This window comes from uncultured Modestobacter sp., assembly GCF_947486615.1.
Classification (GTDB): Bacteria; Actinomycetota; Actinomycetes; order Mycobacteriales; family Geodermatophilaceae; genus Modestobacter.
The window spans coordinates 28,950-52,217 of the sequence record NZ_CANKUD010000012.1; the positions used below are offsets into that span (position 1 = coordinate 28,950).

The 23,268-nt window shown below is 73.2% G+C and carries 26 protein-coding genes; 14 read left to right on the plus strand and 12 right to left on the minus strand.

Annotated elements, in window-relative coordinates:
• The first annotated feature begins 167 nt into the window (after positions 1–167).
• Positions 168–923, plus strand: coding sequence for a 3-oxoacyl-ACP reductase FabG (gene fabG, locus Q1A09_RS18855; RefSeq protein ID WP_299958542.1), 756 nt, complete (start codon positions 168–170; stop codon positions 921–923).
• A 115-nt stretch (positions 924–1,038) separates the two neighbouring features.
• Here the strand turns inward: fabG and Q1A09_RS18860 are convergent, their stop codons facing one another.
• Entirely contained in the window at positions 1,039–1,818 is a 780-nt protein-coding gene (locus tag Q1A09_RS18860) for an SDR family oxidoreductase (RefSeq protein WP_299958545.1), read from the minus strand.
• Between the two features lie 288 nt (positions 1,819–2,106).
• Between Q1A09_RS18860 and Q1A09_RS18865 the strand changes: the two genes are divergently transcribed.
• Positions 2,107–3,687, plus strand: a complete 1,581-nt coding sequence (locus Q1A09_RS18865) for a methyl-accepting chemotaxis protein (protein ID WP_299958548.1) — start codon at positions 2,107–2,109, stop codon at positions 3,685–3,687.
• Between the two features lie 38 nt (positions 3,688–3,725).
• Complete coding sequence (locus Q1A09_RS18870; protein WP_299958551.1) at positions 3,726–4,202, plus strand: hypothetical protein; 477 nt, start codon at positions 3,726–3,728, stop codon at positions 4,200–4,202.
• A gap of 44 nt (positions 4,203–4,246) precedes the next feature.
• Here Q1A09_RS18870 and Q1A09_RS18875 read toward each other — a convergent pair whose 3' ends face one another.
• The 4 genes from Q1A09_RS18875 to Q1A09_RS18890 all read right to left on the minus strand — a co-directional run bounded on the left by Q1A09_RS18875 (position 4,247) and on the right by Q1A09_RS18890 (position 7,621).
• Positions 4,247–4,801, minus strand: a complete 555-nt coding sequence (locus tag Q1A09_RS18875; protein ID WP_299958553.1) for a dihydrofolate reductase family protein — start codon at positions 4,799–4,801, stop codon at positions 4,247–4,249.
• An 81-nt stretch (positions 4,802–4,882) separates the two neighbouring features.
• Positions 4,883–5,581 (minus strand): hypothetical protein, encoded by a 699-nt coding sequence (locus Q1A09_RS18880; RefSeq protein ID WP_299958556.1) that lies wholly within the window; start codon positions 5,579–5,581, stop codon positions 4,883–4,885.
• A 23-nt stretch (positions 5,582–5,604) separates the two neighbouring features.
• Positions 5,605–6,897: an Nramp family divalent metal transporter gene (locus Q1A09_RS18885; protein WP_299958558.1), complete on the minus strand. Its 1,293-nt coding sequence runs from the start codon at positions 6,895–6,897 to the stop codon at positions 5,605–5,607.
• A 115-nt stretch (positions 6,898–7,012) separates the two neighbouring features.
• Positions 7,013–7,621, minus strand: a complete 609-nt coding sequence (locus tag Q1A09_RS18890; RefSeq protein WP_299958560.1) for a GNAT family N-acetyltransferase — start codon at positions 7,619–7,621, stop codon at positions 7,013–7,015.
• A gap of 171 nt (positions 7,622–7,792) precedes the next feature.
• On the opposite strand from Q1A09_RS18890, the gene Q1A09_RS18895 reads away from it, so the two are divergent.
• The gene (locus tag Q1A09_RS18895) at positions 7,793–8,383 is read left to right on the plus strand and encodes an ATP-dependent Clp protease proteolytic subunit (RefSeq protein ID WP_299958563.1); all 591 of its coding nucleotides are present in this window, start codon (positions 7,793–7,795) and stop codon (positions 8,381–8,383) included.
• Here Q1A09_RS18895 and Q1A09_RS18900 read toward each other — a convergent pair.
• Positions 8,340–9,125: a Mut7-C RNAse domain-containing protein gene (locus Q1A09_RS18900; RefSeq protein ID WP_299958566.1), complete on the minus strand. Its 786-nt coding sequence runs from the start codon at positions 9,123–9,125 to the stop codon at positions 8,340–8,342. The genes Q1A09_RS18895 and Q1A09_RS18900 overlap by 44 nt on opposite strands.
• A gap of 94 nt (positions 9,126–9,219) precedes the next feature.
• On the opposite strand from Q1A09_RS18900, the gene Q1A09_RS18905 reads away from it, so the two are divergent.
• A complete protein-coding gene (locus Q1A09_RS18905) occupies positions 9,220–9,732 on the plus strand; it encodes a VOC family protein (protein ID WP_299958569.1) in 513 nt (170 codons plus the stop codon).
• Between the two features lie 353 nt (positions 9,733–10,085).
• On the opposite strand, the gene Q1A09_RS18910 is transcribed toward Q1A09_RS18905, so the two are convergent.
• Positions 10,086–10,751: a hypothetical protein gene (locus Q1A09_RS18910; RefSeq protein WP_299958572.1), complete on the minus strand. Its 666-nt coding sequence runs from the start codon at positions 10,749–10,751 to the stop codon at positions 10,086–10,088.
• A gap of 108 nt (positions 10,752–10,859) precedes the next feature.
• Here Q1A09_RS18910 and Q1A09_RS18915 point away from each other — a divergent pair, with 108 nt between their 5' ends.
• Complete coding sequence (locus Q1A09_RS18915; protein ID WP_299958574.1) at positions 10,860–11,219, plus strand: PadR family transcriptional regulator; 360 nt, start codon at positions 10,860–10,862, stop codon at positions 11,217–11,219.
• 104 nt (positions 11,220–11,323) lie between these two features.
• Positions 11,324–11,776 (plus strand): hypothetical protein, encoded by a 453-nt coding sequence (locus tag Q1A09_RS18920; RefSeq protein ID WP_299958577.1) that lies wholly within the window; start codon positions 11,324–11,326, stop codon positions 11,774–11,776.
• A 285-nt stretch (positions 11,777–12,061) separates the two neighbouring features.
• Here Q1A09_RS18920 and Q1A09_RS18925 read toward each other — a convergent pair whose 3' ends face one another.
• Genes Q1A09_RS18925 through Q1A09_RS18935 form a run of 3 tightly spaced genes read right to left on the minus strand, consistent with a single transcriptional unit; the run spans position 12,062 to position 13,291 of the window.
• Positions 12,062–12,571, minus strand: coding sequence for a PaaI family thioesterase (locus tag Q1A09_RS18925; protein ID WP_299958580.1), 510 nt, complete (start codon positions 12,569–12,571; stop codon positions 12,062–12,064).
• Positions 12,572–12,587: 16 nt separating this feature from the next.
• On the minus strand, positions 12,588–13,064 hold the full coding sequence (locus Q1A09_RS18930; protein ID WP_299958582.1) for a glucose PTS transporter subunit IIA: 477 nt from the start codon (positions 13,062–13,064) through the stop codon (positions 12,588–12,590).
• A complete protein-coding gene (locus tag Q1A09_RS18935; protein ID WP_299958585.1) occupies positions 13,061–13,291 on the minus strand; it encodes a PTS glucose/sucrose transporter subunit IIB in 231 nt (76 codons plus the stop codon). Before Q1A09_RS18935 ends, Q1A09_RS18930 begins: the two co-directional genes overlap by 4 nt.
• 247 nt (positions 13,292–13,538) lie before the next feature.
• Here Q1A09_RS18935 and Q1A09_RS18940 point away from each other — a divergent pair, with 247 nt between their 5' ends.
• From Q1A09_RS18940 to Q1A09_RS18960, 5 genes are read left to right on the plus strand one after another with little or no spacing between them, the layout of a single operon-like run.
• A complete protein-coding gene (locus tag Q1A09_RS18940; protein ID WP_299958588.1) occupies positions 13,539–14,840 on the plus strand; it encodes a PTS transporter subunit EIIC in 1,302 nt (433 codons plus the stop codon).
• 17 nt (positions 14,841–14,857) lie between these two features.
• On the plus strand, positions 14,858–16,012 hold the full coding sequence (locus tag Q1A09_RS18945) for an N-acetylglucosamine-6-phosphate deacetylase (RefSeq protein WP_299958591.1): 1,155 nt from the start codon (positions 14,858–14,860) through the stop codon (positions 16,010–16,012).
• Positions 16,013–16,014: 2 nt separating this feature from the next.
• Positions 16,015–16,812: a glucosamine-6-phosphate deaminase gene (nagB, locus tag Q1A09_RS18950; protein ID WP_299958594.1), complete on the plus strand. Its 798-nt coding sequence runs from the start codon at positions 16,015–16,017 to the stop codon at positions 16,810–16,812.
• A 37-nt stretch (positions 16,813–16,849) separates the two neighbouring features.
• Positions 16,850–17,560, plus strand: a complete 711-nt coding sequence (locus Q1A09_RS18955; protein ID WP_299958903.1) for a GntR family transcriptional regulator — start codon at positions 16,850–16,852, stop codon at positions 17,558–17,560.
• Entirely contained in the window at positions 17,557–18,135 is a 579-nt protein-coding gene (locus Q1A09_RS18960) for a GNAT family N-acetyltransferase (protein WP_299958597.1), read from the plus strand. The genes Q1A09_RS18955 and Q1A09_RS18960 overlap by 4 nt, the downstream gene beginning before the upstream one ends.
• On the opposite strand, the gene Q1A09_RS18965 is transcribed toward Q1A09_RS18960, so the two are convergent.
• Positions 18,101–18,541 carry a rhodanese-like domain-containing protein gene (locus Q1A09_RS18965; RefSeq protein WP_299958600.1) on the minus strand — a complete coding sequence of 147 codons (441 nt, stop codon included), beginning with the start codon at positions 18,539–18,541 and terminating at the stop codon, positions 18,101–18,103. The two genes, Q1A09_RS18960 and Q1A09_RS18965, sit on opposite strands and share 35 nt — an antisense overlap.
• A gap of 124 nt (positions 18,542–18,665) precedes the next feature.
• Between Q1A09_RS18965 and Q1A09_RS18970 the strand changes: the two genes are divergently transcribed.
• Positions 18,666–19,313, plus strand: a complete 648-nt coding sequence (locus tag Q1A09_RS18970) for a GntR family transcriptional regulator (protein WP_299958603.1) — start codon at positions 18,666–18,668, stop codon at positions 19,311–19,313.
• On the plus strand, positions 19,297–21,369 hold the full coding sequence (locus Q1A09_RS18975; protein ID WP_299958606.1) for a 1-aminocyclopropane-1-carboxylate deaminase: 2,073 nt from the start codon (positions 19,297–19,299) through the stop codon (positions 21,367–21,369). The genes Q1A09_RS18970 and Q1A09_RS18975 overlap by 17 nt, the downstream gene beginning before the upstream one ends.
• A gap of 20 nt (positions 21,370–21,389) precedes the next feature.
• On the opposite strand, the gene Q1A09_RS18980 is transcribed toward Q1A09_RS18975, so the two are convergent.
• The gene (locus Q1A09_RS18980; RefSeq protein WP_299958609.1) at positions 21,390–23,171 is read right to left on the minus strand and encodes an ABC transporter ATP-binding protein; all 1,782 of its coding nucleotides are present in this window, start codon (positions 23,169–23,171) and stop codon (positions 21,390–21,392) included.
• Positions 23,172–23,268 lie beyond the last annotated feature (97 nt).

The following is a 23,268-nucleotide window of genomic DNA, read 5'->3' on the forward strand; positions in this document are numbered from 1 at the left end:
CCAGCGTAGTTGAAGGACCCCCGGCCCCCCACCACTCGCAGGCTCGCGGTGGGCCCCTGCCGGGGGCCGTGGTCGGCAGTCGGGTGCGCGGCCACGGTGGGCTGGTGATAGGCAGGACGGCAGCACGGCGGGCCGGCGGCCCGCTGACGACTCGACGAGGAGACGCAGTGGCACAGCAGCGGACGGCGATCATCACAGGAGCGGCGCGCGGGATCGGCGCGGCCATCGCACGGCGGTTCGCCCAGGACGGGATGGCCGTCGCCGTCCTGGACCTGGACGAGGGAGCCTGCGCGGGCACGGTCGAGGAGATCCAGAAGGCCGGGGGCGAGGCGCTCGCCGTCGGTGCCAACGTCGCCGACGAGGCGTCGGTGAACGCCGCGGTCGAGCGGATCGCCGCCGAGCTCGGTGCCCCGACGGTGCTGGTGAACAACGCCGGCATCACCCGGGACAACCTGCTGTTCAAGATGAGCGTCGAGGACTGGGACGCCGTCATGGGCGTGCACCTGCGCGGCGCCTTCCTGATGAGCAAGGCCGCGCAGAAGCACATGGTGGAGGCCGAGTTCGGCCGGATCGTGAACCTGTCCAGCGTCTCGGCGCTGGGCAACCGCGGCCAGGTCAACTACTCCGCGGCCAAGGCCGGCATGCAGGGCTTCACCAAGACCCTGGCCATCGAGCTGGGCCGGTACAACGTGACCGCCAACGCGATCGCCCCCGGCTTCATCGAGACCGAGATGACCGCGCAGACCGCCGAGCGGGTGGGTGTGCCGTTCGAGCAGTTCAAGGAGATGGCCGCCAAGCAGATCCCGGTCGCCCGGGTCGGCCAGCCCGAGGACATCGCGCACACCGCGTCGTTCCTGTGCAGCGAGGGTGCCGGCTTCGTCTCCGGCCAGGTCATCTACGTCGCCGGCGGCCCCCGCGACTGACGAAGGACCCCGGGCCGCCGTGCCCGCCAGTCGGTGCGGCGGTCCGGACCGGGTTGAGCCGCTCCGCTCAGGGTTGAGCCGCGTGCCCGCGCGGCTCAACCCTGTCCGAGGCGGCTCAACCCGCCCGGCGGCTCGGGCCCCCGTGCACGCCGCGGCGGGCGAGCTCGGCGGTGAGCCGGGTCCACACCCGGACCGGCAGCAGCCGGGCCAGCTTCATCGCCACCATCATCGGCACCGGGAAGACGACCTCGGCCTTGTCCCTGGCGATGCCGTCGGCGATGGTGCGGGCCGCCGCATCGGCCTCGACCTTGAACGGCATCGGGAACCGGTTGCGGTCGGTCATCCGGGTGGTCACGAACCCCGGGTTCACGGTCTGGACGACGACGCCCCGCGGGCCGAGTGACCCGCGCAGGCTCTCCAGCAGGCTGATCAGCGCCGCCTTGCCCGCGTTGTAGGCCTCCGAGCCGGGCAGCCCCCGATACCCGGCGACCGAGGCGACGCCCACGATCCGGCCGCGGCCCTCCGCCAGCATCTGCGGGACGACGGCCTCCATGGTGTGCACCGCGCCCATCACGTTGACCTGCAGGTGGTCGGCGAAGAGCTGCGAGTCCCACGGTTCCACGTGGAACGACGACCAGGTGCCGGCGTTCAGCACCGCGACGTCCAGCCCGCCCAGCGCCTCCCGGACCCGCTCGCCGGCCGCCACCGTGGCCGCCCGGTCGGTGACGTCCAGCGGGACGACGACCATCCGGCTGCCGGCGACCTCGGCGAGCTGCTCGGCGTTCCGGGCGCTGATCGCCACCCGGGCCCCGCGGTCGGCCAGCTCCCTGGCCAGCGCGGCGCCGATGCCGGTCGAGGCGCCGGTGACCCAGATCCGTGCTCCGGAGATCTCCACGGGCCCAGCCTGGCCGACCGTGTCGTGGGCGGTGCGGGGAGCCCGCCGAGACATCGGGTGCCGTCGACAAGACGACCTCCGCTGCCGGTCTCGTGACGACTTGCGGCGAGGCCCGGCGACACGCCTGCCACGTTTCCCGGCGCCCGCCGGTCCGTCGTCAACATCTGCGTCTGCACGTCTCCGCCGAGACGTGCGGCGCCTGGATCAGGAAGGCCGGTCGGCCCGCGAGGACGCGGGAGCGCCGGCGCGCCGACGGGTGGACCACACACAGGAGATCGGGTCATCACCGTGAGCCACCGCAGCACCATCCGCAGCTGGTACGCAGACCGTCCGGTACGGCAGAAGATCCTCGCCACGGTGGGGGTGGCCGCACTGACCGCGGTCACCGTCGGCGCGCTCGGGGTCGAGCAGCTCGGTGACCTGAGGGACGCCCGAGCCGCTGAGCTGAGCACCTCACTGCCCTACATCAACGCCCTCGACGACATCGCGGTCACGGCCAAGGCCACCGCGAACGACGAGCGTGGCTACCTGCTCACCGGTGAGGAGTCCTTCCGGGCGGAGGTGGCGGAGCGGCTGGAGAAGATCGACGGCCTCGTCGCGACTGCCGGGGAGACCGCCGACAGCGCCGGCGAACGGTCCTTCGTCGCCGAGCTGGAGTCGGGGCTGGGTGCATGGGCCGCCAGCATCGACTCGGAGTTCGCCCTGCTGGCCACGGACCGGGATGCTGCGATCGCCCTCGCCATGGGCCCCACTCGGGAGCTGCGCAAGGCCTACGAGGAGGTGCTGGACGCCGGTCGCGAGGAGGCGGAGGCCGAGCTGACCACCGGGGCCGGCTACGAGGAGGTGGTCTCCGCGGCGACCCGCACGACGATCGTCGTCTGCGCTCTCGGCGTCCTGCTCGCCGTGGTCGTCGGACTCCTGGTCTCGGGCTCGGTCATGCGCGGGCTCGGTGCCCTCCGACGCAGCGCAGAGCGGCTGGCAGCAGGCGACGTGACCGTCGGCACCGGGTTGGCGCAGCGGGATGAGCTGGGCCGGACGGCGGCGGCACTGGACGAGGCACTCGAGAGCATGCGTGGCCTGATCTCGAGCGTGGCGGTCTCCGCTGATGCGGTGGCGGCGGCGTCGGAGGAGCTGTCGGCGTCGTCGGTGCAGATCTCGACCTCTGCGGAGGAGACGTCGGCGCAGTCCGGGATGGTGTCGGCGGCGGCGGCGGAGGTGTCACGGAAGGTGGCGGCGGGTGCGGAGGAGATGGGTGCCTCGATCCGGGAGATCTCCCAGAACGCGAACGAGGCGGCGCGGGTGGCGGCGGCGGCGGTGACCGAAGCGCAGGCGACGACGGCCACGATCACCGCGCTCGGGACGTCGAGCCAGGAGATCGGTGCGGTGGTCAAGACCATCACCAGCATCGCGGAGCAGACGAACCTGCTGGCGTTGAACGCCACGATCGAGGCCGCACGCGCTGGTGAGGCAGGGAAGGGCTTCGCAGTGGTGGCGAACGAGGTGAAGGAGCTGGCGCAGGAGACGGCGCGGGCGACCGAGGACATCGCGCGGCGGGTGGAGGCGATCCAGGGCGACACGGCGAAGGCGATCGAGGCCATCGGGGGGATCTCGACGGTGATCGGCAGCATCAACGACTTCCAGCTGACCATCGCCAGTGCGGTGGAGGAGCAGACGGCGACGACGAATGAGATGTCCCGGTCGGTGCAGGAGGCCGCAGGGGGGTCGACCGAGATCGCCACGAACATCACCGGCGTCTCGGCGGCGGCGTCGTCGACGACGCAGGCGCTGGGGCAGACCCGGCAGGCGGTGGACGAGCTGTCCCGGATGGCCAGCGACCTACGGGGCAGCGTCGGCCGGTTCACCTGGTGACGGCGTCCCCCGGAGGGGCGAGTTGGATGATGGCGGGCATGGCATCGCGCAAGAAGTCGTCCGCCGGGCCGGCGCCGCGGCTGGGGCACGGTGAGTTCGTGGCCTACCCGGGTGGCCCGACCGCGATCTACGACCTGCTCGAGCGGCTGAGTGCGGCGGCCGGGGACTCGCCGGACTTCGGCACCCCCGGGATCAGCCTCGACCGGAAGCGCCTCACCGTGCGCTGGCACGGTCAGCTCCCGGCTCCAGTGCAGGCCGTGCTGGTCGACCCCGGCTGCGAGGTCACGGTCCAGCAGACCGCCTTCCGCCCCGGTGACCTGCGGGCGGAGGCGGAGCGACTGCTCCGGGAGCACCCGGGCGTGATCGCCACCGCGAACGCCCGGCCGGAGGGCGACGGCGTCGAGGTCCTGGTGCCGCCCGCGGTCGCCGATCCGGCCGGCGGCGCCGAGCAGGCGGTGGCGGGCCTGAGCGACGTCCCGGTGTTCGCGGAGATCGGCGAGGCCACGGCACCCTGAGTCGAAGGGGCCGAAGTCGCGACTCTGGCCCCGTGAGGTGGGGGTCAGGCGGGGGCTGGGCCGTAGGTGAGGTGGGCGACCCCGTTGGACAGGCTCTCGACGCCGAGCAGGGCCAGTGGCTGGGACGTGCCCTCCGGGAAGAGCCGGATGCCGGTGCCCACGGCCAGCGGGTAGACGTAGAGGTGCAGCTCGTCGACGAGTCCGTCGGCGAGCATCGCCCGCACCAGCGTGGCGCTGCCGCTGACGTACAGGTCGCCGTCCACCTCCTCCTCGAGCGCCCGGATGCGGTCGGGGGAGTAGCCGCCGAGCACGGTGGAGTTCCGCCAGACCGACTCGGCGTCGGTCATCGTCGAGCTGACCACGTACTTGCGGGTGTCGTTGAAGAACGGGGCGCCCTCGTCGTCCTCCACCGTCCGGGTCGACCAGGCCGGGGCGAACATCTCGAAGGTCGTCCGGCCGAGCAGGATGCCGGTCGACGAGCCGGTCAGCGCGCCGATGGAGGCGGCCAGGTCAGTGGGGAAGCCGTACTCCATCGTCCACATCGGCGCGTCGACCACGCCGTCGACGGTGGTGAACTCGTGGACCTTGATCGCGCCCATGTGCAGTGCTCCTCTGTCGGGTGCCGGCGGTGTCGTAGCTGGGACGGCGTCTCGCGCCGTTCCTCATCGGTGGGCCGGTGCTCAGCCGTAGCTGGGGTCCAGCGGCGTCGATGGGTCCACGGCCACGGCGTCGAGGTCCGGGTCGGCCAGGACGGCGTCGATCGCCGCGCGGTCGCCACCGACGTAGGTGAGGTAGCCGTCGATCTCGGTGGCGACCAGCCAGGCCCGGTCCGCCGGCCACCACAGACTCGCGCACCGCCACGGCACCTCGGCCGGCAGCACCGGTGCGGCGGCGACCGGACCGGTGAGCAGGTGGAAGGCCCGGTGCGGGATCTCCACGCGCATCGGCCGGTCGAACCAGGCGTTGGTCTCCGCGAGGCCAAAGCCCTCCCAGAGGCAGAAGTACGCCTCGGACGGCGTCCCGGTGAACTCGCTCAGCACGCGGGCGAGGGCCGCGGTCTCCCGGGCGTCGAGCCCGCCGTCGGAGGGCCGGCCCCAGCGGTCGGAGCCGGCCACCAGGTCGTCGAACCGGACCCCGGCGGTCAGCGGCACCCCGGTGACCGCGGCGATCTCCGACCATCGGTGGCGGGGTTCGCCCTCCTGGTCCCCGTAGCTGGGCGGCAGCACCCGGGCGTAGGCCTCGAAGACCGGCGGCACGAGCCCGGCGACCGTCCAGGACGCGGGCGCCGGGGTCAGCGCGGCCTCGACCCACGCCGCCGGGCTGGTGTCGGCCAGCACCCACATGCCCGGCGCCCAGTCGACAGGCTCCCGCGAGTCCACCCCGGCATCCTGCCGGGCAGAGGTCAGCCGAGGAAGGTGCTCACCAGCAGGTAGCCGTTCAGCGCGATGATCAGTGCGGCGACGACCGACCCGGTGAGCGTGGTAACCCGCCGGTTCACCCAGCCGCCCATCAGGTCCTTGCGGGAGGTCAGCCACAGCAGCGGCACCAGCGCGAACGGGATGCCGAAGCACAGCACCACCTGCGACCAGACCAGCGCCGTCGTCGGGTCGCCGCCCAGGCCCAGCACCAGCAGCGCGGGCGCGAGCGTGATCAGCCGGCGGGTCAGCACCGGGATGTGCTTGCGCAGGAACCCGGCCATCACCACCTGGCCGGCGTGGGTGCCGACCGAGGAGCTGGCGAAGCCGGCGGCGAGCAGCGCGACGGCGAAGGCCAGCGCGGCCCCGCTGCCGAGCTGGTCGCCCAGGCCGGCGTGCACGCTCTCCAGCGACTCGATGCCGTCGCCGGCGGTGAACAGCTGCGCGGCGATGACCAGCATCGCGGCGTTGACCAGCCCAGCGAGGCCCATCGCGATGAAGACGTCGATCCGCTGGGCGCGCAGCAGGCCGCGGCGTCCGGTGTGGGTCTTGCCGGCGGTGATCGTGTCGCCGTAGCGGCCCGGGGTCAGCGCCGAGTGCACGTAGATGACGTGCGGCATGACCGTGGCGCCCAGGATGCCGGTGGCCAGCAGCAGGCTGTCGGTGCCGGCGAAGCTCGGCACCATGCCCGAGGCGACGCCGCCTGGATCGACGCCGGCGCCGATCAGCGTGTAGACGAACCCACCGCCGATGACCAGCAGCAGCCCGGTGATCACCCGCTCGAACGGCCGGAACCCCCGCGACTGGGCGGCCAGCAGGATGAACGCGACGACCGCGGTGATGATCCCGCCGATCCACAGCGGCACCCCGAACAGCAGGTTCAGCGCGACCGCCCCGCCGACGATCTCGGCCAGGTCGGTGGCGATGGCGACCGCCTCGGCCTGCGCCCACAGCCCCCAGGTGACCGGCCGGGGGAACCGCTCGCGGCAGCAGGTGGCCAGGTCCCGCCCGGTCGCCAGCCCCAGCTTGGCGGTGAGCGTCTGGATGAGCATCGCCATCAGGTTCGCCGCGACGATCACCCACAGCAGGGTGTAGCCGAACGAGGCGCCGCCGGAGAAGTTGGTCGCGAAGTTGCCGGGGTCCACGTAGGCGACCGCGGCGACGAACGCCGGCCCGAGCAGCGGCCACAGCCGCCGCTTCGCCTTCGGGGGCGTCGGGCGGGGGAGGGTGCGCGGCAGCGTGCTGGTGAGGACGGCGGCCTCGGTCTTCGACAGGTACACGGGGACCTCGCGGGGGGCTGGGGCGGGGCGGTCGCTCCTGTCCTGCCCGACCCGCGGGGGCCAACGGGGCCGACCTGTGGCCCCCGGGGGTCAGGTCAGCCTTGCCTGGCCCGGGTCAGCTGCGCTTCGGCTGGCGGACCAGGGTCCAGATGGGCAGCTCGTGGTCGACCGCCGTCCGGGTGGAGTGCGTGACGGCGAAGCCGGACCGCTGCAGCCAGCGGACGACGGTGGAGGTGTAGACCGTCGCCGCGGCCGGCACCCCGTCGGCGTCGCACCGCTCGATCACCGGCTGCAGCACCGCCGCACCCAGCCCCTGGTGCCGGGCGGACGGGCGGGTGCCGACGGCGTGCAGCCACCAGTGCGGCTCCTCCGGCCGGCCCAGCGCGCCCAGCCGCTCGCTGGCCAGCACCACCGGCTGGCGGGCGCCGAACACCCGGGGCAGGTCACGGTCGATGACCGCCTGCAGGTCGGCGGCGTGCTCCCCGGCGTCCGGGGCGACCCAGGCGGCGGCCGCGTTCACGTCGTCGGTCACCCACGCCGTCCCGGCCAGCACCGGCACCAGCCCGCCCCACAGCTCCGCCCACCGGGACAGCCGCTGCGTGCGGCCGTCCTCGGGCAGCGCCCAGGAGGTCCAGCGGTAGTCGGGGTAGGCGGCGGCCAGCGTGGCGGCCAGCCGGGGGACGTCGGCGCGGGTGGCCTGCCGGACGACGGGGAGATCGGTCACCCGAGGATCAGACCACGGGGCACCGCCGACGGCCGGGGGAGCTGTCAACCACCATTCGCCGACGGCACAACAATTGCGCGGACTGCGCAATCAGCCATTCCGTGTCGCCATTCCCGGCCGCTGCGCACTTGAGTGGGCGCTGTCCAGCCCGACGGCGACAGGAGAGCACCGATGACCAGCCCGAACCTCCGCGCGGCCACGCCCACGACCCTCGGCGACGCGGTCTACGACCGGCTGCTGAGCGAGCGGATCGTCTTCCTCGGCCGGGAGGTGGACGACGCGATCGCCAACCAGCTCGCCGCGCAGATGCTGCTGCTGTCCGCCGAGGACCCGACCCGGGACATCCACCTCTACATCAACTCACCGGGCGGCGCGGTGGGCGGCGGGATGGCCGTCTACGACACCATGCAGTTCGTCGACTGCGACGTGGCGACCTACGGGATGGGCATGGCGGCGTCGATGGGCCAGTTCCTGCTCACCGCCGGTGCGCCCGGCAAGCGGTACGCCCTCCCGCATGCGCGGGTGATGATGCACCAGCCCTCGGCCGGCGTGGGCGGCACCGCGGCCGACATCGGCATCCAGGCCGAGATGCTCCGCCGGCTCAAGCGTCAGCTCAACGAGCTGCAGGCGCACCACTCCGGGCAGACCGTCGAGCAGGTCGAGCTGGACTCCGACCGGGACCGCTGGTTCACCGCGACCGAGGCGCAGGAGTACGGCCTCATCGACCACGTGCTCCGCGACGCGTCGGCCCTGCCGGGGTGACCGCGGCCCCGGCGACGAGCTCGTCGATCCGGGCGGCGTGGGCGCCGCGCCAGTAGACCCGCCCACATCGGGTGCACCGGGAGAACTCCTCGACGGTGCGGCGGGTGCCCGGCTCCAGCTGGTCGGCGATCTCCGCCTTCGGCACAGGTGCCAGCTCGCCGTTGCAGGCGGTGCACCGGGTCAGCGGGGCGGGTGCCGTAACGAACCGGTCCAGCACGTCGGCCAGCTGGGCGTCGGTGCCGCTGCCGCGGACCAGGGCACCCCGGGGCAGTGCCCGGCGCATCAGCAGTCCGCGGTCCTGGGTGAGCAGCACCCGGTCCTCGGCCACCGCCTGTGCGACGAGCTCGGGGTCGTCGGCGTCGTTGCGCCAGGCGGCGTCCAGGCCGAGCAGCCGCAGCCGGCGGGCCAGTGACCCCAGCCCGACGTCCAGCAGGAACCCGCCGGCGGGCACCGGCTGCGGTCGGCCGGCCGGCACCACCTCCAGGACGGCGCCGGGGGCCGTGCGGGCGGTCAGGTCGACGGCGACCCCGTCGACCAGCACCCGGCCCGCCTCGGTCAGCGGCACCCCCGCCGCCTGCACCAGGTGCCCGACCGTGGCGTCCGGGTCGAACGGCAGGGCGCGCTCGCCGCCGGTGCGGTACCGCGGGGGCAGCAGCCACCGCAGGTCCGGGTCGAGCCGGACGACGACGGCGCGTTCCGTCGGGGTCGGCCCGCCGTCCGTGGCTCGGTGTGCGGGGCGCATGCGGGGTCGTTACCCCGGCCGGGTGGAGCAGATGCTTGAACATTCATGCATCGGCGCGCAGACTGGAGGCCCACCGAGCTCCAGGAGCCCCGCCGTGCCCGTCCAGCGCCTCAACCACGCCGTCCTCTTCGTCCGCGACGTCGACCGCAGCGCCGCCTTCTACCGCGACGTCCTCGGCTTCCGGGTGAAGGTCGAGATGCCCGGCCGGGCGGTGTTCCTGCAGGCCGAGGGGTCGACCAACGACCACGACCTGGGCCTGTTCGCGGTCGGCCAGCAGGCCGGCCCGTCGGGTGCCGGCCGCAGCACCGTGGGGCTCTACCACCTGGCCTGGGAGGTCGACACGCTCGCCGAGCTCGCCCGGATCCGCGGCGCGCTGGCCGAGGTCGGCGCCCTGGCCGGCGCCTCCGACCACGCCACCACGAAGGCGCTGTACGCCCAGGACCCCGACGGCATCGAGTTCGAGGTCTCCTGGCTGCTGCCGGCCGACCTGATCACCCCCGACGTCCAAGCGCTGGGCGCCACCACCCGCCCGCTAAACCTGGACGCCGAGATCGCCCGCTACGGCGCGCAGACGAAGGGCGGCCTGGGCGTCAGCGTCCCCGCCTGACCGCCCCTCGTTCGCCGAGTGCGCAGTTCCGGTCGCCGGCACGGGGCGACACGCCCCTCCGGGCGACCGCAACTGCGCAGTCGCCGCCAGGACGGGCACGCCGAGTGGGGGGTCGCACACCAAGACCAGCTACGACGCCTCCGGGCGGATCACGCGCATCCTGACCGCGCAGTACGACAACGACGCCAAGCGCACCTGGGCCCGTTCAAGGGCGGCCACCCCGAGCTTGGCTACGGGGAACGCCTCAAGCCGCTCCCGCTGACCGAGCCCTGAGAAGGGTTGTTCACCGTCTGACCCCGTGCAGCGTCGGCCTGGTGGCCGGCGTCGCACGGGGTCAGCGGAACGAAGCCAGCTCAGCTGACCGAGCAGACCCCGTCACCGGTGACGCTGCCGTTGGCGTTGCCCCTCACCCGGGAACAGGGGGTCGGGCTCTGCACGTCCCAGCCCCCGATACCCAGGTAGAACTGGAACTGCGTGTAGACGCGCCCCTGTCCGCCGTAGACGCCCTGGCCACCGGTCTTGACGCCGGCGTAGCGCCACCCGGGCGTGCTCGTCTCACCGCCGCGCTCGACGAGGCGGACGCTGGTGACGCTGCTCCCGTTGGAGCACCAGCCCCCGGTCGTGAAGTACGTGTAGAGGACGTTGCCGGCTGCTGCCTTGTTCTGGCGGTTGTGCTTCGAGGTCCAACAACCCGCAGCGGCCGCGGCATTGATCGTCGGCGTCCCCTTCGCCCTGAACGTGGCGCGGGCCGTCGAGTCAACCGGCGTGACCTCGGTCGTGACGGTCGTCTCGGCCACCAGCTGGGTGTCGATCAGCTGCAGGGCCTGCTCCTCGCTCATGGTGCTGAAGACCTGGGCGAGGGCACCCTCGTCCACGGGCAGCGCAGAGGTCTCCACCGCCTGCTCGACCAACTGCTCGACGGGTGATCCGTCGTCGGCCAGCGCGGCCGGGGTAGCGCTCAGGACCGCAGCCGTGAGCAGGGTGGCGAGACCGGCCGTCGAACACAGGCGTCGCATCATGGATGACCTCTTCACTTTACGTAGTGGGGTGAATCCGGAGCGCTCGGCCGAGCGAGACGAACTTGGCACATAACCCTTATGTGTCACAAGACTCTTGCGTCGCAAGGTATGGTGGAGCACGTGTCACCTCCTGACCGGGCGCTGCTGCTCGCGAACCTCCGCCGAGGGGCTCTCGAGTACTGCGTGCTGGCCTACCTCCGACACGGGCCCTCCTATGGGCTGGAGATCGCCCGAGGGCTGGGAGGTGGCGCAGTGCTCATCGAAAGCGAAGGCACCCTGTACCCGCTGCTGTCGCGGCTGCGTAAGAGCGGCTTGGTCAACACCGAGCTCCGGGGGGCCTCCGGTGGTGCCGCGCGCCGGTACTACGAACTCACAGACCTGGGCCGGGCCCAGCTGCAGACCTTCACCGACACCTGGCAGGAGTTCACCGCGAGCGTGAACTCAATCCTGATGGGAGAGACGTTGTGAGCCGAACGGCAGCGGCAACACGGGCGGTCGAGTCCTACCTCACGGACCTTCGCGGGCTCCTGACCGGTGCAGATACGGCCGAGCGAGAAGACATCGTGGGTTCCGTGCGCGAACACATCGAGACTTCCTTGGACCAGCTGGATCACCCACCAACCGAAGAAGACGTCGCGCTGGTGCTACGACAACTGGGGCCGGCTGAAGCAGTCGCTGCGTCATGGGCGGACGGTGAGCCGGGCGCTTGGACCCCTGCTTCTGGTGAGCAGCGCTCCTTCCGCAACAGCGCGCTGGCAATCATCTGCGTCGTCCTGGCGCTGTTCTCGGTGGGCGCTCTTGCCGTTCCCGTCGCGGGCGTCGTCTTTCAGGTCGTGGCGCTCGTTGTCACATGGCTGTTGGCTCGACGCGCCACAACGCTGCGGCTTGTGCACCTCGCCGCAGCTGTCGTCACTGGTGGCGCTCTCGTTGGCTCGATCGTGCTGATGCTGTTCTTCTACTCCGCCAGCAGTGGGCCCACCGATGGCAGCGAGCCCACCTCCGTCCCGGTCAGCTCTCTCGACTAGACAATCCGAGAGCGAACTCCTCCACGCGGTCCTCTGCCACCGCAATGGACGTCAGCGGCCTGTACCCGACTGTCGGACCTGGACACCCGCCCCACGGTCCTTTGCGCCTTCGGGGCCCGCTGGCGGGGGGGGGGGGGGGGGGAGTCACTGCCTCCCGCCCAGGCCGGCCGGCGGACACGTCGGCCGGCAGGTGGGCCTCGACCGCCTCATGGTCCTCCACCCCGGCCAGGACTGTGACCAGGTCGGCCCAGCGCCCGGTGACATCGCGCTCTGCCCCGGCTCGCCTCAGCCGACCGCCGCGCCGGGCTGGGGGCGGATGATCAGGATGCTGCTGACCGCCGTCGCCAGCAGGCGGCCGGCTGCGTCGCGCAGCCTGGCCTCGGCCAGGGCCGTCCGGCCGCCCAGGTGGGTCACCGATCCCTCGCAGGTCACCCGGCCGGTGTCCAGGGTGATCGCCCGGAGGAACTTCACCGTCAGGTCCAGGCTGGTGTAGCCGACGCCGGCGGGCAGCATCGAGTGCACCGCGCAGCCGGCGGCCGAGTCCAGCAGGGTGGCGTAGACGCCGCCGTGCACCGAGCCGATCGGGTTGTAATGGTACTCGGCCGGTTCGAACGCGAACACCACCCGGCCCTCGTCCACCTCGACGAGGTCGAAGCCCATCGTCGCGGCGATCGGCGGGCCGGGCAGCTCGCCGGTCACCACCGCCCGCAGCACGTCCACCCCGGCGGCGCTGCGGGCGGCCGTCGCGGTCTGCATCGGGTCGCCCCAGGAGAAGGTCCTCGTCCGCTCGGTCACGGCCGGACGGTAGCGCTCAGCCCTCCGCGGGCCAGGTGAACAGCGGATCGCCGGCCACCACGGCCCGTCCCGCGGTGACCGGCGGCACGGTCTCGGCGGCGGCGTCCATCACCACGACCGGGCTGACCGGCGAGAGGCCGGCCGCCCGCACCGCGGCGACGTCCACGGTGACCACCCGGTCGCCGACGGTCACCTCGTCGCCCTCGGCGGCGTGCAGCGTGAACGGTGCACCGGCCAGCTTCACCGTGTCCAGCCCGACGTGCACCAGCACGCCCTGGCCCGCCGGGGTCAGCACGATGAACGCGTGCGGGTGCACCTTGAGCAGCCGCCCGGTCACCGGGGCGAGCACCTCCACCGACCCGGCGTCCGGCGCCGGCTCGACCGCGACGCCCGCGCCGACCAGCGACGCGGCGAACACCGGGTCGGGGACGTCGGCCATCGGGACGACGGTGCCGGGCAGCGGCGCCGCGACCTGCAGGGCCGCCTGGGTCACAGCAGGTCGTTGACGTCGTCGGCCAGCGAGTCCGCCTCCGGGCCGACGACGACCTGGACGATCTTCCCGGCGACCAGGACGCCGTGGGCGCCGGCCTGCTTGAGGGCGGTCTGGTCGACCAGGGAGGGGTCCTTGACCTCGGTGCGCAGCCGGGTGATGCAGCCCTCGACGTCACCGATGTTGGCTGCCCCGCCCAGTCCGGCGACGATCTGCTCGGCCTTGCCCATGAGGGTCTCCTCTCGGCGACCCGGGGGTCGCATTCGGCGCCTGCGAGCGCTCCAGGAAAGCGGCTCGCCGGGCTCGCGTCCAGGGTGTTGACAGGGCCGTGTCGCGCCCGCCATCCTCCCCGGTCAACTGGTCATGACCGGACGGTACCGGTTGGACGACGCCCGAGGGAATGACCGGCGAACAGCTCTGCAGCAGGTCGCGCCGTCGCGACGACCCCATCCCGCGCACGTCCCCTGGAGACCGCACATGAGCTTCCTCAACGCCCCACCGACCGGACTCCGAGGTCTCGGCGGCCTGCAGCGGCTGGGCCGCAGCCTGATGCTGCCGATCGCCGCCCTGCCCGCCGCCGGCCTGCTGCTGCGCCTGGGGCAGGACGACCTGCTCGGCCGGTTCTCGGCGCTGGAGGACGTCGCCGCGGTGCTCGCCGCGGCGGGCAACGCCCTGTTCGCCAACCTGCCGCTGATCTTCGCCGTGGGCATCGCGATCGGCTGGGCGAAGAAGGCCGACGGCTCGACCGCGCTGGCCGCCGTCGTCGGCTACCTGGTGCTCTCCAATGTCTTCGAGGCGATGAGCCCGATCGTGCTGGGCGCCGCCGCCGAGGGCGAGGAACAGGAGATGATCAACTTCGGGGTGCTCGGCGGCATCCTGGTCGGCATCTTCACCGCGATGCTGTGGCAGCGCTTCTACCGGGTGAAGCTGCCCACCTACCTGGCCTTCTTCGGTGGCCGGCGGTTCGTCCCGATCATCACCGCGGTTTCCATGATGGTGCTCGCGGTGCTCATGTCGTTCGTCTACTCGGCGTTCGACGCGGTGCTGACCACCCTCGGCGAGGCGGTGGACGGCAACACCGTCGTCGGTGGCGGTGTCTTCGGCACGGTCAACCGGCTGCTGATCCCGCTGGGCCTGCACCACATCATCAACACCATCGTCTGGTTCCAGCTCGGCGACTTCCAGAACTCCGCGGGCGACATCGTCAACGGCGACATCTCCCGGTTCTTCGCCGGTGACCCGGACGCCGGCACCTTCATGACCGGCTTCTTCCCGATCATGATGTTCGCCCTGCCGGCCGCGGCGATCGCGATCTGGCACGAGGCGCGCCCGGAGCAGAAGAAGATCGTCGGCGGCATCATGCTGTCGACCGCGCTGACCGCGTTCCTCACCGGCATCACCGAGCCGCTGGAGTTCTCCTTCCTCTTCGTCGCGTGGCCGCTGTACCTGGTGCACGCCGTCCTCACCGGCACCTCGCTGGCGGTGACCAACGCCCTGGGCATCCACGACGGGTTCACCTTCTCCGCGGGCGCCATCGACTACGTGCTGAACTTCGGGCAGGCCGATCGGCCGCTGTGGTTGCTCCCGATCGGCGCGGCCTACGCCGTCATCTACTACGTGCTGTTCCGGTTCGTGATCCGGAAGTGGAACCTCAAGACCCCGGGTCGCGAGGAGGACGCCGAGGCCGTGGTCGGCAGCACGGACGACGCCGTCGCGCCGGCGGCCACCCCGGAGACGGTGGCCCCGACCAGCACCACCGACGAGAGGTCGCAGTCCTGACCGACGAACAGGGCCCCGTGCTGCGGGGCCGGCTGGTCACCGGCGGCTCGGTCGTCGACGACGGTGTGCTCGCCGTCGTCGGCGACCGGGTCGCGTTCGCCGGTCCGGCGTCCGCCTGGACCGGCGAGCTGCCGCCCCCCGCGCCGGGGGCACTGCTGCTCCCCGGGCTGGTCGACCTGCACTGCCACGGCGCCGCCGGGCACGGTTTCCCCGACGCGGACGCCGCCGGGGTGCGCGCCGCGGTCGCCCACCACCGCCAGCACGGGACGACGACGTTGGTGGCCAGCCTGGTGTCCGCCCCGGCGGCGGTGCTGCGCGAGCGGCTCGCCGTGCTCGCCCCGCTGGTCGAGGCAGGGGAACTGGCCGGGGTGCACCTGGAGGGGCCGTTCCTCTCCGCCGCCCGCTGCGGCGCCCAGGACCCGGCCGCGCTGGTGCCCGGCGACCCGGCGCTGCTGGCCGAGCTGCTCGTCCTCGGCCGGGGGACGGTCGCGTCGATGACCCTGGCCCCGGAGACGGCGCACCGCGCCGAGCTGGTCGACCTGCTCCGGGCGCACGGGGCGCTGCCCAGCTTCGGGCACACCGACGCCACCGCCGCCGAGATCACCGCCGCGGTCCGGTCGGCGGCCCGCGGGGGCCGGCTGTCGGCCACCCACCTGTTCAACGGCATGCCGCCGCTGCTGTCCCGGGCCCCCGGGCCGGTCGCCGCCTGCCTGGCCGCCGCGGCGCGCGGCGAGCTGGTGGTCGAGCTGATCGGCGACGGGGTGCACCTGGCACCGGACACGGTCGCGACGGTGTTCGACCTGGTCGGCCCGGGCGCGATCGCGCTGGTCACCGACGCGATGGCCGCCGCCGGGATGGCCGACGGCGACTACCACCTGGGGTCGCTGCCGGTCGCGGTGCGCGACGGCGTCGCCCGGCTGGCCGGGGGCTCGGGGGCCATCGCCGGGGGCACCGCCCGGCTGGTGGACGTCGTCCGGGCGACCGTCACCGCCGGCGTCCCGCTCGCCGACGCCGTCCTGGCCGCCACCGGCACCCCCGCCCGGCTGCTCGGCCGCACCGACGTCGGCCACCTGACCCGCGGTGCCCGCGCCGACGTGCTCGTCACCGACCCCGACCTGAACCCCACCGCCGTCCTGCGGGCCGGCGCGTGGGTGCACCGAGAGGAGAGCTGACCGTGGAGGTCGTCCTGCTGCCCACCGCCGAGGACTGCGGGCGGGTCGTCGCCGACGCCGTCGCCGGGTCGGTGTTGACCGCGCTCGGCCGGGGCGGGCCGGTGGTGCTGGGGCTGGCCACCGGGTCCTCGCCGCTGCTGGCCTACCGGGAGCTGCTGCGCCGGCACCGGGAGGAGGGGCTGTCCTTCGAGGGCGTCCAGGCGTTCCTGCTCGACGAGTACGTCGGCCTGCCCGCCGGGCACCCGGAGAGCTACCGGGAGGTGATCCGCCGCGAGCTGACCGACGAGCTCGGCCTGGACCCGGCCGTGGTGCACGGCCCGGACGGCGCGGCCGCCGACCCGCTGCAGGCCGCCCGCGACTACGAGGCCCGGCTGCTGGCCGCCGGGCCGGTGGCGGTGCAGGTGCTGGGCATCGGCGCCAACGGGCACCTGGGCTTCAACGAGCCCGGCTCGTCGCTGGCCAGCCGCACCCGGGTCAAGACGCTCACCGAGCAGACCCGCATCGACAACGCGCGGTTCTTCGGCGACGACGTCGACGCGGTGCCCCGGCACGTGATCACCCAGGGGCTGGGCACGATCCTGGGCGCGGAGCACCTGGTGCTGGTGGCCACGGGGGAGGCCAAGGCGGGCGCGATCGCCGCTGCCGTGGAGGGGCCGCTGACGGCGTCCTGCCCGGCGTCGGTGCTCCAGCTGCACCCGCACGTCACCCTGGTCGTCGACGAGGCCGCCGGCGGGCAGCTGACCCGGGCCGACTACTACCGGTACGTCCTCAGCCACAAGCTGACCGCCCAGGGGTGGTGACCCGCTGAACCCGGCCGGGGAGGGCACCGCCTTGATCGTGGACGGCGTGGTGCCCAAGCACGAGCAGCTGCGCGGCCGGCTGGCCGAGCTGGCCGCCCGGCTGCCGGCGGGGGCTCCACTGCCCGGGGAGCGGCAGCTGTGCATCGAGCACGGGGTCAGCCGGATCACCGTGCGCGAGGCCATCGGGCAGCTGGTCAGCGAGGGCGTGCTGGTGCGGGTGCGCGGCAAGGGCACCTTCGTCGCCGAGCGGGCCGCCCGGTCCCGGCTGCACCTGGCCTCCTTCCACTCCGACATGCGCCGGCTGGGGTTGCGGCCGGGCACCGTCGTCCTGTCGGTCGACCGGGCGGTGCCGCCGCCGGCGACCCGGGCCGCGCTGGAGCTGGCGGTGGGGGAGCGGGCCTGGCACGTGCGCCGGCTGCGGCTGGCCGACGACCAGCCGATGTCGGTGGACGACGGCTGGTACCCGGTCGCGGTGGTGCCGGACCTGGCCGACGCCGACCTGACCGGCTCGCTCTACACGTTGCTCGCCGAGCGGTACGGCTGCACGATCGACCGGGCCGAGCAGACCGTGCGGGCGGCCGAGGCCGATCGGGGCTCCGCGGTCCTGCTCGGGCTGTCGGCGTCCCGGCCGGTACTGGTGTTCGACCGGGTGTCCTACAGCGGTGGACGGCCCGTCGAGCACGCCCGGTCGACCTACCGCGGCGACCGGTACGAGGTGGCGATGACCGTCGAGCTGGGGCAGGGATGAGCAGCCCGGAGCCCTGCACCCTCGTGGTGGACGAGCTGGTGCTGCGGCCGTGGCGGGACGAGGACCAGGCGGCGGTCTGGGCGCTCGCCGCCGACCCGGCGCTGCGGCAGTGGAACGCGCGCGGCTTCGGCTCGCCGGAGGAGGTGCGCGAGATGGTCGCCCGGCTGGCCGACTGGAGCGGCGGCAACCGGGCGTCCTGGGCGGTGACCGACGCCGCCGGGACGCTGCTCGGGTCGGTGTCCCTGCACTCGGTCGACCGGGCGCAGGGCGACGCGCAACTGGGCTACTGGGTCGCACCGGCCGCCCGGGGGCGCCGCGTGGCCGCACGCGCGGCGGATGCGGTCTGCCGCTGGGCGTTCGCCGAGGGCATCGACCGGGTGGAGCTCTACCACGCGGTGGAGAACGAGGCCTCGGGCCGCGTGGCGGCGAGGGCCGGGTTCACCCGCGAGGGCAGGCTGCGCCGGTCCTACCGCTACGGGGACGGCGTCAAGCACGACGAGTTCGTCTGGTCCCGGCTCTCCGACGACCCGCCGCCCGCGCTCAGCAGCCGCAGCCAACCCCCGACGGGGCGGTGAGCGGGTCGACCGCCGGGCGGGTCACGCCGGTCACCGTCTCCACCGGCAGGCCCTCGCGCGCCCAGTACTCGAAGCCGCCGATCATCTCCCGCACCGGGTGGCCGAGCCGGGCCAGTGCCAGGGCTGCGCGGGTGGCGCCGTTGCAGCCCGGGCCCCAGCAGTAGGTCACCACCGGGATGCCGGGAGCGAGGGTGGCGCTCGCGCGCTCGGCGATCTCCCGGCCGGGCAGGTGTACCGCTCCCGGCACGTGGCCCTGCGCCCACGCCTCGGCGCTGCGGCTGTCCAGCAGCACGAAACCCGGGTGGCCGGACTCCAGCGCGGCGTGGACGTCGGCGACGTCGGTCTCCACGGCGAGCCGGCGGGCGAAGTGGGCAGCGGCGGCCGCGGGCGGGGTCGTCCAGTCCATGATCACGATGTTGGCGGGGGTGGGCCTCGACCGACAGGCGCCAGACTGCCGGGCACCGCAGCGATCCGGCCCTTGACGCGGACGGCAACTGACATGTCAGATGTCAGTCATGGAGCTGCGGCCGGTGACGAGGGTGCTGCTGCGCGACCAGGCGGCCGACCGGATCCGCACCGCGATCGTGGTCGGCGACCTCGCGCCCGGTGCGGTGATCAAGGACGTCGAGCTCGCCGGGCGGCTGGGGCTGTCGGTCGCCCCGGTCCGGGCAGCGCTGTCCCGGCTGGCCGACGAGGGCCTGGTCGAGGCCAAGCCGCAGAGCCACACCCGGGTCACCCCGCTGGTGCTCAGCCAGGTCCGGGACGCCGCCGTCGTCGTCCGGGCGATGCACGAGCTGGCGGTGCGCGAGGCGGTGCCGCTGGTGACCGCCGACGACGTCACGGTCATGCGGGCGGCCAACCGGCGGTTCGCCGACGCCGTCGACCGCGGGGACGCCGGCGGGGCGCTGGGTGCCGACGACGAGCTGCACGACGTCCTGCTCGACCGCTGCGGCAACGGCGCCGTGCGGGCCACGATCGACCGCTTCACCCCGGCGATCCGCCGGCTGGAGCGGCAACGGTTCGCCGCCGCACACGGCCGCGAGTCCGTCGTCCTGCACGACCGGCTGATCGCCGCCTGCGCGGCCGGGGACGTCGACGCCGCGTCCGCCACCACCACCGAGATCTGGACGGCGCTGCTGTCCGAACTGGAGGAGACCCCCGATGCCGAGCCTGTCTGACTTCCCCCGCCACTCCCTGCTCTTCGGCCCCTCACCCGTGCACCGGCTCGACCGGCTGACCGAGCACCTGGGCGGCGCCGCGGTCTGGGCGAAGCGGGAGGACGTGAACTCCGGCATCGCCTACGGCGGCAACAAGACCCGCAAGCTCGAGTACCTGGTCGCCGACGCGCTGGCCCAGGGCTGCGACACCCTGGTCTCGATCGGTGGCGTGCAGAGCAACCACACCCGGCAGGTCGCCGCGGTCGCCGCGCACCTCGGGCTGAAGTGCGTGCTGGTGCAGGAGAGCTGGGTCGACTGGCCCGACGCCGTCTACGACAAGGTCGGCAACATCCTCATCTCCCGGCTGGCCGGGGCCGACGTCCGGCTGGTCAAGGCCGGGTTCGGCATCGGGTTCAAGGAGAGCTGGGAGACCGCGCTGGCCGAGATCGAGGCGCGCGGCGGCAAGCCCTACCCCATCCCGGCCGGCGCCTCGGACCACCCGCTCGGGGGCCACGGCTTCGCCAACTGGGCGCACGAGGTCGCCCAGCAGGAGGCGGAGCTTGGCGTCTTCTTCGACACCGTCGTCGTCTGCTCGGTGACCGGCTCGACGCAGGCGGGCATGGTCGCCGGCTTCGCCCAGCTGGAGGAGCAGGGTGCCCGGCCGCGCCGGGTGCTCGGCGTCGACGCCTCGGCCAAGCCCGCCGAGACCCGCGACCAGGTCCTCCGCATCGCGCAGCGGACAGCGGCCGCGATCGGCGTGCAGCGCGAGCTGACCCTGGACGACGTGGAGCTCGACGAGCGGTACCACGCCGGCATCTACGGCATCCCGGACCAGACCACGATCGCCGCGATGGAGCTGGCCGCCCGCACCGAGGGCATGATCACCGACCCCGTCTACGAGGGGAAGTCGATGGCCGCCACGATCGACCTGGTCGGCCGCGGCGAGATCGACCGGTCGTCCACCGTGCTGTACGCCCACCTCGGCGGCCAGCCGGCCTCAACGGCTACAGCGCGCTCTTCTCCTGAGCCGGCTCCGGCCGCCCCCGAGGGCGCGGGCGGCCGACGTGGCAACATCCCGCGAGCCGGTGCGGAACCGTGTGCCGGGGTGAGCAGGACGACGGAAGGGCAGCACGTGTCGCAGAGCAAGCGGGTCATGGTCACCGGGGGTGCCGGCTTCATCGGCTCGCACCTGTGCGACCGGCTGGTCGACCTCGGTCACGACGTGCTGTGCGTGGACAACTTCTACTCCTCGACGAAGGCGAATGTCGCCCACCTGCTCGGGCACCCGCGCTTCGAGCTGATGCGGCACGACGTCACCTTCCCGCTGTACGTGGAGGTCGACGAGATCTACCACCTGGCCTGCCCGGCCTCGCCGATCCACTACCAGCGCGACCCGGTGCAGACCACCAAGACGGCGGTGCACGGTTCGATCAACGCCCTCGGCCTGGCCAAGCGGACGGGGGCGCGGATCCTGCTCACCTCCACCTCGGAGGTCTACGGCGACCCCGAGGTGCACCCGCAGACCGAGGACTACTGGGGCCGGGTCAACCCGATCGGCCCGCGCGCCTGCTACGACGAGGGCAAGCGGGCGGCCGAGACGCTGTTCTTCGACTACTGGCGGCAGCACGAGCTGGACATCAAGGTCGTCCGGCTGTTCAACACCTACGGCCCGCGGATGCACCCGCAGGACGGCCGGGTGGTCTCCAACTTCGTGGTCTCCGCACTGGCCGGCGAGCCGCTGACGGTCTACGGCGACGGGGCGCAGACCCGGTCGTTCTGCTACATCGACGACATCGTCGACGGGCTGCTGGCGATGATGGGCAGCTCCCGGGACGTCACCGGCCCGATCAACCTCGGCAACCCTGGTGAGTTCACCATCCGGGAGCTGGCCGACCTGGTCGTGGAGCTGACCGGTTCCCGCTCCACGCTGGACCGCCGCCCGCTGCCGGTGGACGACCCGACCCGGCGCCAGCCGGACATCACCCGGGCCCGGGAGCAGCTGGGCTGGGCGCCGACGGTGGAGCTCCGCGCCGGCCTGGAGCGCACGATCGAGAGCTTCCGCACCCTCGCCGGCTGAACCGGGGCGGCGCCCCTGGGTCAGCTCGGGGCGCCCAGCAGCCGCCCGTTCCGCTGCACCAGCTCGGGGAACGGGGCCATGTCGATCAGCCGCCCGTCCTCGACCAGCGCGACCCGGTCGCAGTCCTGCACGGTGCTCAGCCGGTGCGCCACCGCGATGATCGTCCGGTCGTTCCGCAGCGCGGACAGCGCCGCCATCAGCTGGGCCTCGGTGTTGCTGTCCAGCGCCGAGGTGCCCTCGTCGAAGACGATCACGCTGGGCCGCCGGTACAGGGCGCGGGCGATGGCCAACCGCTGACGCTGCCCGCCGGAGACCTTGGTACCCCGTTCGCCGATCACCGTGTCCAACCCCTCGGGGAGCGAGGCGACGAACTCATCGAGCTGGGCCAACGTGACGGCCTCGGCGACCCGTGTCTCGTCGATCTCCTGCGGGGGCACGCCCAGGGCGATGTTCTCGCGGAGGCTCGTGTCGGACAGGTGCACCACCTGGTGCACCACGCCCAGGCTGGCGTGCCAGCCGGCCGTGGCGGAGGCGATGTCCCGCCCGTCGACCGTCACGCGCCCGGCTGCCGGCTCCATCAGTCCGAGCACGACGTCGACCAGGGTGCTCTTCCCGCCGCCGGTCGGACCGACGATGCCGATGAACTCACCGGCCCGGATGGTGAGCTGGACGTCGGTGAGCGCGTTCCGGTGGGCGCCGGGGTAGCGGGCCGTGACCCCCTCCACCCGCAGCTCGTCCTGCAGCGGGACCGGCTCGGCCGGCCGGCTGCCGGGGCTGCTGCGCGGCGGGAAGAGGGCGAGGTCGGCGTGCAGGAGGTCGATGCCGGCGCTGACGAACTTGAGGGCGTTCAACGCAGCCAGGACCTCGTTCAGCGAGGGCTGCAGGCGCACCGCTGCGTAGCCGAACAGGCCGAGGGTCGGGAGCGCGGCGAGCGCACCTCCCTCGGTCAGCAGGCTGACCCCGAGGATGCCGAGGATGCCGAGGACCAGGCAGGTCTCCACGGCCACCCGGGGCAGCTCCTTGGCGGTCGAGCGCAGGTACCGGGTGCGGGCCAGGCTCCTGCGGTCCTCGGCGAAGCGCTGCACGAAGAACGGCTGCGCGCCCAGCACGGTGATGTCCCGCCACCCGGCGAGGCTCTCGTTCAACGTCTGCAGGAGGGACCGGGACATCGACTGGGACGTCTGGCCGAGCCGCTTGACCCGCGGCTGGACCAGGCGCAGCAGTGCCCACACCAGCGGGCCGAGGACGACGAGCACGAGCAGGGTGGCCAGCGGGCTGGTGGCCAGCAGCACCGCGACGAGGCCCGCGATGATCAAGGAGTGCGACAGCAGCCGGACCGCCGGCACCAGCGCCTCACGGACGAACTGCTGGACGGTGTCGTAGGTGTTGCGGACCAGTTCGGCGGAGTTCCGTTGCAGATGGAAGCTGTTCGGCATCGCCAGGTAGCCCTCGAGCAGCTGGGTGGCCAGCCGGGCGCCGGCGTTCTCCGCCACCCGGAACTGCACGTACGACTGACCCACGATGACCACCGCGCGCAGCAGGAAGACCGCGGTGATCGCCGACCCCACGAGGATGGCCAGCCCGGTCTCGTCCCAGGTCGGCAGCACGTCGCGCAGGTCGCCGACCAGCGGCACGTCGAAGGCGCTGGCATCGGTGGTGATGCTGGCCAGCAGCCAGACCACCAGGAGCGCGCCCAGCACCTCCAGGCCGGCGGCGAGGAGGGCGAGCAGGACGACGGCGATCCACCGGAGGCGGTGGCCCGGGCCGATCAGAGCTGAGCACTTGCGGGCGAGATCGAGCATGGGTGGCGGTCCCCGGGGTGGGCCAACGGTGGTCACGTCCAGCGGGTGAGGCTACCCAGGCGGGCCTGCGACCAGGGCGATCGGCGTACGCACCCGG

Bases quoted from the DNA above. Each gene is read 5' to 3' on its own strand.
- Q1A09_RS18980 (WP_299958609.1), bottom strand. From the start codon at position 23,171: ATGCTCGATCTCGCCCGCAAGTGCTCAGCTCTGATCGGCCCGGGCCAC.
- Q1A09_RS18975 (WP_299958606.1), top strand. From the start codon at position 19,297: ATGCCGAGCCTGTCTGACTTCCCCCGCCACTCCCTGCTCTTCGGCCCC.
- Q1A09_RS18875 (WP_299958553.1), bottom strand. From the start codon at position 4,801: ATGGGCGCGATCAAGGTCCACGAGTTCACCACCGTCGACGGCGTGGTC.
- Q1A09_RS18960 (WP_299958597.1), top strand. From the start codon at position 17,557: ATGAGCAGCCCGGAGCCCTGCACCCTCGTGGTGGACGAGCTGGTGCTG.
- Q1A09_RS18915 (WP_299958574.1), top strand. From the start codon at position 10,860: ATGGTGGAGCACGTGTCACCTCCTGACCGGGCGCTGCTGCTCGCGAAC.
- Q1A09_RS18910 (WP_299958572.1), bottom strand. From the start codon at position 10,751: ATGATGCGACGCCTGTGTTCGACGGCCGGTCTCGCCACCCTGCTCACG.
- Q1A09_RS18965 (WP_299958600.1), bottom strand. From the start codon at position 18,541: ATGGACTGGACGACCCCGCCCGCGGCCGCCGCTGCCCACTTCGCCCGC.
- Q1A09_RS18940 (WP_299958588.1), top strand. From the start codon at position 13,539: ATGAGCTTCCTCAACGCCCCACCGACCGGACTCCGAGGTCTCGGCGGC.
- Q1A09_RS18870 (WP_299958551.1), top strand. From the start codon at position 3,726: ATGGCATCGCGCAAGAAGTCGTCCGCCGGGCCGGCGCCGCGGCTGGGG.
- Q1A09_RS18935 (WP_299958585.1), bottom strand. From the start codon at position 13,291: ATGGGCAAGGCCGAGCAGATCGTCGCCGGACTGGGCGGGGCAGCCAAC.
- Q1A09_RS18900 (WP_299958566.1), bottom strand. From the start codon at position 9,125: ATGCGCCCCGCACACCGAGCCACGGACGGCGGGCCGACCCCGACGGAA.
- Q1A09_RS18895 (WP_299958563.1), top strand. From the start codon at position 7,793: ATGACCAGCCCGAACCTCCGCGCGGCCACGCCCACGACCCTCGGCGAC.